We start from the raw sequence: 7,960 nt of genomic DNA, 5'->3' as shown, positions 1-7,960 counted from the left end.
GAGCTGGGGGGCGCCGGTGGCGAACTCGACCACCTCCATGCCGCGCTGGATCTCGCCCTTGGCGTCGGAGAGGACCTTGCCGTGCTCGGCGGTGATGACGGCGGCGAGTTCGTCGATGCGGTCCTCGAGGATGCGCAGGAACTTGTTGAGGATGCGGGCGCGGCGCAGCGGCGGGGTGGCGGCCCAGGCCGGGAAGGCGGCGCGGGCGGCCGCCACGGCGGCCCCGACCTCGTCGGTGCCAGCCAGGGCGACGCTGCCCGACTGCTCGCCGGTGGCCGGGTTGAAGACCGGCGCGGTGCGGCCCGAGCGGCCGGGGATCTGGGCGCCGCCGACGAAGTGTCCGATGGTGTTCATGGTGTCTTCGATGGTCCGTATGCGGGGATGACGAGGGTTTCGATACGTTGATCCGCGCGGCATGCCTCACCCCAACCACGACCTCATCCTGAGGTGTTGATCGATCGCAGATCGACCAACCTCGAAGGGGAATCCAGGGATCGCGAGACCTCTGGAAGCCTCCTTCGAGGTCAGTCCATCATTGATGGACTGACGCCTCAGGATGAGGTTGCGGCGTGGGAGAAGAGGCGCTCGCGGCACCGCTTCCATCGACGAGGAGGCTGTCGATGCCCGACGGGGTGGATGCTTACGCCGCCCGGCGCAGGGCCTCGCCCAGCATCGACGCCATGGTGTCGATGTGCTCCGCTTCCGCGATCAGCGGCGGCGACAGGGCGATGATGTCGCCGGTGACGCGGATGAGCAGGCCCTTCTCGAAGCAGTCGGTGAAGACGTCGTAGGCCCGCGCGCCCGGCTTGCCCGCCCGCGGCTCCAGCTCGATGCCGGCGATGAGGCCGATGGTGCGGATGTCGATCACGTTCGGGCAGTCGCGCAGGGCATGCATCGCTGCGTGCCACTGCGCCTGGACCTGGTTCGTGCGGGTGAGGAGGCCTTCCTCCTCGTAGATCTCCAGGGTGGCGAGGCCGGCCGCGCAGGCGACCGGGTGGCCCGAATAAGTGTAGCCGTGGAAGAGCTCGATCGCGCCCTCCGGCCCGTGCATCAGCGCGTCGTGGACGGCCCGGGTGGCGAAGACCGCGCCCATCGGGATCGTGCCGTTGGTGAGCCCCTTGGCGGTGGTGATGAGGTCCGGCGTCACACCGAAATAGTCGGTGGCGAAGGGCGCGCCGAGGCGCCCGAACCCGGTGATGACCTCGTCGAAGATCAGCAGGATGCCGTGCTTCGTGGCGATCGCGCGCAGGCGCTCCAGGTAGCCCTTCGGCGGCACCAGCACTCCGGTCGAGCCCGCCACCGGCTCGACGATGACCGCCGCGATGGTCTCGGCGCCGTGCAGGGCCACCAGCCGCTCGAGATCGTCGGCGAGGTCCGCGCCGTGCTCGGGCTGGCCCTGGACGAAGGCGTTGCGGGAAAGGTCGTGGGTGTGGCGCAGGTGATCGACGCCGGGCAGCAGCGGGAACATCCGGCGGTTGTTGACGAGGCCGCCGACCGAGATGCCGCCGAAGCCGACGCCGTGATAGCCGCGCTCGCGCCCGATCACCCGGGTCCGGGTGCCCTGGCCGATGGCGCGCTGGTAGGCGAGCGCGATCTTGAGCGCGGTATCGACCGATTCCGAGCCCGAGCCGGTGAAGAACACCCGGTCGAGGGCACCGCCCGGGGCGATGGCGGCGAGACGCTCGGCGAACTCGAAGGCGATCGGGTGGCCCATCTGGAACGAGGGCGCGTAGTCGAGGGTCGAGAGCTGGCGCTCGACGGCCTCGGCGATGCGGCGGCGGCCGTGGCCGGCATTGACGCACCACAGGCCGGCGGTGCCGTCGAGGACCTCGCGCCCGTCGTCGGCCGTGTAGTGCATGCCTTCGGCCGAGACGAGGAGGCGCGGGGCGGCCTTGAACTGACGGTTGGCCGTGAACGGCATCCAGTAGGCGTCGAGGCTCGGGCGGTTGAGGCGCGGCGGATGGGCGTTCATGGCGGGGTTCTCCTGGGGCGCGGTCGCCGCAAGACAAGACCGTTCCGGCAACCGCAACAAGTCCTTTTCTGCCCCGCGCCAACCCCTTGCCCGCATGGACCTCCGCGGTAGAGTGTTGCCCGATCCGCAACAGCCTCAACAGGGAGCCGGCGTGACCAACGACGAGGTGGGGGCGCGCCTGCGCCACGTGCGCATCCTGCACGGCCTGTCGCAGCGCGCGCTCGCCAAGCGCGCCGGGGTGGTGAACTCCACCATCTCGCTGATCGAATCGGGCCAGACCAACCCGTCGGTCGGGGCGCTCAAGCGCATCCTCGACGCGGTGCCGATCGGGCTCGCCGAGTTCTTCTCCCTGACCCCGGAGGGGACCGAGAAGGCGTTCTACGCCAGCGAGGAGCTGGTCGAGATCGGCAAGGGCCGGATCTCCTACCGCCAGGTCGGCAACAACCTGTTCGGCCGCGCCCTGCAACTGCTCAAGGAGCGCTACGAGCCGGGCTCCGACACCGGCCGGGTGCCGCTGGTCCATGACGGCGAGGAGGGCGGCATCGTGCTCTCGGGGAGGCTCGAGGTGACGGTGGACGACGAGCGCCGGGTGCTCGGGCCGGGCGACGCCTACTACTTCTCCAGCCGTCGGCCCCACCGCTTCCGCTGCGTCGGGCCGAACCCCTGCGAGGTCGTCAGCGCCTGCACGCCGCCGACCTTCTGACCGCCTTGCGGGCCAATATCGTATACAATATGCGTTCGAGTGAATCGGTGGAGTGGGAAGCATGGCCGTGACGGAACGCGCGCGCGGGGCTCGATCCGTCGCCGGGGGGCTCGGCCACCGGACGGTCTCGGCGGCGGTGGCCGAGGCGTTGCGCCAGCGCATCCTCTCGGGTGCCCTCGCGCCGGGCGTCCAGTTGCGCCAGGACGCGCTGGCGGAGGAATTCGGCATCAGCCGGATCCCGATCCGCGAGGCGCTGCTGCAGCTGGAGGCCGGCGGCCTCGTCAAGATCGTGCCGCATCGCGGCGCGGTGGTCTCGGGCCTGTCGATCGAGGAGGTCGAGGACATCTTCCAGCTTCGCGTCTCCCTCGAGCCGCAATTGCTGATCCTGTCCGCCCGCCACCTGACGCCCGACGACTTCTCGGAGTTGCGCGCCCTGCGCGAGGAGTACGGCGCGGCGCTGAAGGCCGGCACGGTCGAGACCTGGGGCGAACTGAACCGGCGCTTCCACCTCGGCCTCCTGCGCCATGCCGGCCGGCCGCGCTCGCTGTCGATCATCGCCGGCCTGCTCCAGGATTGCGACCGACCGACCCGGCTCCAGCTCTCGGTCACCGGCGACGTTGCCCGCGCCGACCTGGAGCACACCACCATCCTCGATTTGTGCGAGGCCGGCGAGATCGTGGCGGCGGCCAACCTGCTGCGGATCCATGTCGAGCATGCCGGGCGCTCCCTCATCGAGATTTATCGCCGCTCGGCCGCCGCCACGGCTTGATTCGAGCGCATATTTTATACAATCTGCGAACCGAGAGCCACGATGGGCCGGGGTCCTGTGCGTGGTGCCGTGGTCGCGCGATCCGTGACGGATCGTGCGGCCCGACAAGCCTGGAGAGGAAGCAGACCCATGTGGACAGGCGTCATTCCCGCCGTCACCACCAAGTTCACCGCCGACGGTGAGCTCGACCACGCCGAGATGGAGCGCTGCTTCTCGCTCCAGATGCAGGCCGGCTGCGACGGGATCATCGTCTGCGGCTCCCTCGGCGAGGGCCCGATGCTGTCGCCGGACGAGCGGCTGGAGGTCCTGAAGACCGCCCGGTCGGTCGCCGGCGGCAAGCCCGTCCTGCTGACCGTCTCCGAGGCCGGCACCCGCGAGGCCTGCGCGCTCGCGGCGCGCGCCGCCAAGGCCGGTGCGTCGGGCCTGATGGTGGTGCCGAGCCCGATCTACCACACCGATGCGGACGAGACCGTCGCCACCCTGGGCGCGGTCGCCGCCGCCGGCGACCTGCCGGTGATGATCTACTCCAACCGCGTCGCCTACCGGGTCGACGTGACGGTGCCGATCATGGAGCGGCTGGCGGCGGACAAGCGCTTCGTCGCCATCAAGGAATCCTCCGACGACATCCGCCGCACCACCGAGATCATCAACCATTTCGGCGACCGCTTCGCGGTGCTGACCGGCGTCGACAACCTCGCCTTCGAGGCGCTGAGCGTCGGCGCGGTCGGCTGGGTCGCGGGCCTCGTCGTCGCCTTCCCCGACGAGACCGTGGCGATCCATCGCCTGATGAAGGCGGGGCGTCATGCGGAGGCGCTGGAGATCTACCGCTGGTTCCGCCCGCTCCTCGACCTCGACGTCTCGACCTTCCTCGTCCAGAACATCAAGCTCGCCGAGGCGCTGGCGATCGGCTCGACCGAGCATGTCCGCATGCCGCGAAAGCCCCTCTCGGGCGAGCGCCGCGCCGCCGTCGAGGCGATCGTGCGCACCGCCCTGGAGCGCCGCCCGTCGCTCAAGCTCGCTGCGTAAGGGAGCCGCCTTGCCCCGCGAGGTCGCCATCGTCGGGGCCGGCATCGTCGGCCTCGCAACCGCTCACCATCTCCAGGCCGAGGGCTGGCGGGTGCGGCTGATCGAGCGCGGCGGCATCGCCGAGGGGGCGAGCCTCGGCAATGCCGGGGCGCTCGCCTTCACGGATGTGCTGCCGCTCGCCTCGCCGGGCATCCTGCGCAAGGCGCCGCGCTGGATGCTCGATCCCCTCGGGCCCCTGGCACTGCCGCCCGCCTACCTGCCGCGGATCGCGCCCTGGCTCGTTCGCTTCTGGCGCGCCAGCCTGCCCGACCGGCACCGGCACGCGACGGAAGTCCAGTCCGGCCTGATGCGGCTCGCCGCGGACGCCATGGCGGCGATGGTGGCGGCGGCCGGCCTCGCCGGGCGGCTGCGCCGCGACGGCAACCTCGAACTCTACGAGAGCGAGGCGGAACTCGTCGCCTCCGCGCCCGGCTGGGCGGCGCGGGAGCGGGAGGGCATCGCCTTCGAGCATGTCCGCGGCGCCCGCCTCGCCGAGCTGCAGCCCGGCCTGTCGCCCCGGTTCGTCGCCGGCACCTTCACGCCGCACTGGATGACGGTCGACGATCCGCACCGTTTCGCCCTGGCGCTCCACGCCGACGTCGTGGCGAAGGGTGCCGTGGTCACGCGAGGCGAGGTGCGGGACGTCGCACCCGCGGGCGAGGGCGTGCGCCTGACGCTGGCCGACGGCACGTCGCTCACGGTCGAGGCCTGCGTGCTCGCCGCCGGGGCCTGGTCGCGCGATCTGGCGCGCCGTCTCGGCGACCGGGTGCCGCTCGACACCGAGCGCGGCTACAACACCACGCTGCCGCCCGGCGCCTTCGATCTGCGCCGACAGCTCACCTTCGGCGGCCACGGCTTCGTGGTCACGCCGCTCGCCACCGGCATCCGGGTCGGCGGCGCCGTCGAGTTCGGGGGCCTGAATCGCCCGCCCAACTTCGCCCGCGCCGACGCGATGCTGAAGAAGGCCGCCACCTTCCTGCCGGGCCTGCGGACGGACGGGGGACGTCGATGGATGGGCTTTCGCCCCTCGCTCCCCGACAGCCTGCCGGTGATCGGCCCGTCGCGGGCGAGCCCCCGGGTGATCTACGCCTTCGGCCACGGCCATCTCGGCCTGACGCAGAGCGCCGGGACCGGGCGGATCGTGGCCGATCTGCTGGCCGGGCGTCGGCCCGGGGTGGACGTGGCGGCGCTGCGGGCGGGGCGGTTCGGGTAAGACCCGCCCAGATCATCCCCACTCTCCGGCAGGGTGGCCCGGGAAAAGGAAAAGGCGCGGGACATCTCCTCGCCCCGCCCGCGGGGAGAGGGGAGCCCCGCGCCCCTTCTTTTACCCAAACAGCTCTGCGCGGAGGGGAGGGGGTCAGGCGCCGCGCTCACGCCCCCCGCATCGCGTTCATCGTCAAGAGCTCGTAGGTCGCCGCCGTCTCGCCGGCGGCCGTCTGGATCTCCACGTCCCAGCGCACCTCGCCGTACTGCGCGTTGCGGGGCGCCTTCTCCTTGGCGGTGAGCCGCACGCGGATCGCCTCGCCGGGCTGGAGCGGCTTGAGGAAGCGCAAGCTGTCGAGCCCGTAATTGGCCAGCACCGGGCCCGGATCGGGATCGACGAACAGGCCGGCGGCGAAGGACAGGAGCAGGTAGCCGTGGGCGACGCGGCCGGGGAAGAACGGGTGGCCCTTCGTCGCCTCCTCGCTCATGTGGGCGTAGAAGGTGTCGCCGGTGAAGTGCGCGAAGTGCTCGATGTCCTCGAGGGTGATCGTCCGCTCGGCCGAGTGGAAGCTGCGGCCGATCTCCAAATCCTCGAAGTGGCAGCGGAACGGGTGCTCGGGGCGGATCACTTCCGGCGCGCCCTTGATCCAGCTTCCCGTGATCCGGCTCAGCATCGCGGGCGAGCCCTGGAGGGCGGTGCGCTGCATGTAGTGGTGCAGCGCCCGCACGCCGCCCAGCTCCTCGCCGCCGCCGGCCCGGCCGGGGCCGCCATGCACCATGTGGGGCATCGGCGAGCCGTGGCCGGTCTGCTCCTTGGCGCAGTCGCGGTCGAGGACGACGAGGCGGCCGTGATAGGCGCCGATGCCGAAGACGAGGTCGGCCGCCGCCGCCGGATCGTGGGTGTAGAGCGAGGCGACGAGGCTGCCCTCGCCGCGATTGGCAAGCGTCGCCGCCTCGTCGAGCCCGTCATAGCCCATCACCGTGCAGACCGGGCCGAAGGCCTCCAGCGTGTGCACCTGCCGGGCCCGGAGGGGATCGGCGCAGTGGAGGAGGAGCGGCGGCAGGAAGGCGCCGGCCTCGGGATCGGCCCCCTCGACGGCGACACGGGCGGGATCGCCGAAGACCAGCTCGGCCTCCGCCTTGAGGGCCTCGACCCGGGCGAGCACGTCGCGGCGCTGGGCGAGGCCCACCACCGGCCCCATCCGCACGTCCTCGCGGGCGGGATCACCGATCTTGACCCCGGCGAGGCGCCGGCTCAGGGCCTCGATCACCGCCGGGACATGCTCGCGCGGTGCCAGCGCCCGGCGGATCGCCGTGCATTTCTGCCCGGCCTTGACGGTCATCTCCTTGGCGACCTCCTTGATGTAGAGGTCGAATTCCGGGCTGCCCGGCCCGGCATCGGGGCCGAGAATGGCCGCGTTGAGCGAATCACGCTCGGCGACGAAATGCACCGCCTCGCGGGCGATCACCGGGTGGCGCTGGAGCAGCTGCGCCGTGTCCGCCGAGCCGGTGAACGACACCACGTCCTGGCCGGTCAGGTGATCGAACAGGTCGCCGGTCGGGCCGACCACGCATTGCAGCGCGCCGTCGGGCAGGATGCCGGATTCGGCGATCAGCCGCACCAGGGCATGGGCGACGTAGGACGTGATCGTGGCGGGCTTCGTCACCACCGGCACGCCGGCGAGGATCGCGGGCGCGAGCTTTTCGAGCAGGCCCCAGCACGGGAAGTTGAAGGCGTTGATGTGGACGGCGCAGCCGTGGCGCGGCGTCATCACGTGGCGCCCGACGAAGCTGCCGCCGCGCGAGAGCGGCTCCACCGCCCCGTCGATCAGGAAGGTCGCGTTCGGGAGTTCCCGCCGCCCCTTCGAGGCGTAGACGAACAGGGTCCCGATGCCGCCGTCGATGTCGATCAGGTTGTCGGCGCGGGTCGCGCCGGTCTGGTGCGAGAGGGTGTAGAGCCCGTCACGGCGCTCGTTGAGGTAGGTCGCGAGCCGCTTCAGCATCTCGGCGCGCTGGTGGAAGGTGAGGCGGCGCAACGCCGGGCCGCCGACCCGGCGGGCATGGTCCAGCACCTCGCCCATCGCGAGCCCGCCGCCCGCGACCTCGGCCACCACCGCGCCGGTGACGGCGCTGCGGATGCCGGCCCAGTCTCCCCCCGGCGCGATCCAGCGCCCCTGGACGTAGCTCTCCAGCCGCATGGCGTCCTCCTGTTCGTTGGCGCCCATTATTGACCGACCGGCCGGTTGGT

The 7,960-nt window shown here is 71.5% G+C and carries 7 protein-coding genes; 4 read left to right on the top strand and 3 right to left on the bottom strand.

Going from position 1 to position 7,960, the window contains the following annotated elements:
- Both HPY23_RS32820 and aptA read right to left on the bottom strand, forming a co-directional pair.
- Positions 1 to 354: aldehyde dehydrogenase family protein (locus tag HPY23_RS32820; RefSeq protein WP_236017627.1), on the bottom strand; the 354-nt coding region annotated here is incomplete at its 3' end.
- A gap of 286 nt (positions 355 to 640) precedes the next feature.
- Complete coding sequence (gene aptA / locus HPY23_RS05745; protein WP_060849713.1) at positions 641 to 1,972, bottom strand: omega-aminotransferase AptA; 1,332 nt, start codon at positions 1,970 to 1,972, stop codon at positions 641 to 643.
- Between the two features lie 151 nt (positions 1,973 to 2,123).
- Here aptA and HPY23_RS05740 point away from each other — a divergent pair, with 151 nt between their 5' ends.
- The 4 genes from HPY23_RS05740 (at position 2,124) to HPY23_RS05725 (ending at position 5,722) form a co-directional block, all read left to right on the top strand.
- Positions 2,124 to 2,675, top strand: coding sequence for a cupin domain-containing protein (locus tag HPY23_RS05740; protein WP_091891223.1), 552 nt, complete (start codon positions 2,124 to 2,126; stop codon positions 2,673 to 2,675).
- 67 nt (positions 2,676 to 2,742) lie between these two features.
- On the top strand, positions 2,743 to 3,444 hold the full coding sequence (locus HPY23_RS05735) for a GntR family transcriptional regulator (protein WP_244537679.1): 702 nt from the start codon (positions 2,743 to 2,745) through the stop codon (positions 3,442 to 3,444).
- A 129-nt stretch (positions 3,445 to 3,573) separates the two neighbouring features.
- The gene (locus tag HPY23_RS05730; RefSeq protein WP_091891217.1) at positions 3,574 to 4,470 is read left to right on the top strand and encodes a dihydrodipicolinate synthase family protein; all 897 of its coding nucleotides are present in this window, start codon (positions 3,574 to 3,576) and stop codon (positions 4,468 to 4,470) included.
- A gap of 10 nt (positions 4,471 to 4,480) precedes the next feature.
- Positions 4,481 to 5,722 (top strand): NAD(P)/FAD-dependent oxidoreductase, encoded by a 1,242-nt coding sequence (locus HPY23_RS05725; RefSeq protein ID WP_236012517.1) that lies wholly within the window; start codon positions 4,481 to 4,483, stop codon positions 5,720 to 5,722.
- 157 nt (positions 5,723 to 5,879) lie between these two features.
- Here HPY23_RS05725 and paaZ read toward each other — a convergent pair whose 3' ends face one another.
- On the bottom strand, positions 5,880 to 7,910 hold the full coding sequence (gene paaZ / locus HPY23_RS05720) for a phenylacetic acid degradation bifunctional protein PaaZ (protein WP_091891212.1): 2,031 nt from the start codon (positions 7,908 to 7,910) through the stop codon (positions 5,880 to 5,882).
- Positions 7,911 to 7,960 lie beyond the last annotated feature (50 nt).

The organism is Methylobacterium ajmalii, from assembly GCF_016613415.1.
GTDB lineage: Bacteria > Pseudomonadota > Alphaproteobacteria > Rhizobiales > Beijerinckiaceae > Methylobacterium > Methylobacterium ajmalii.
This window is presented reverse-complemented; position numbering and strand designations above follow the sequence as displayed.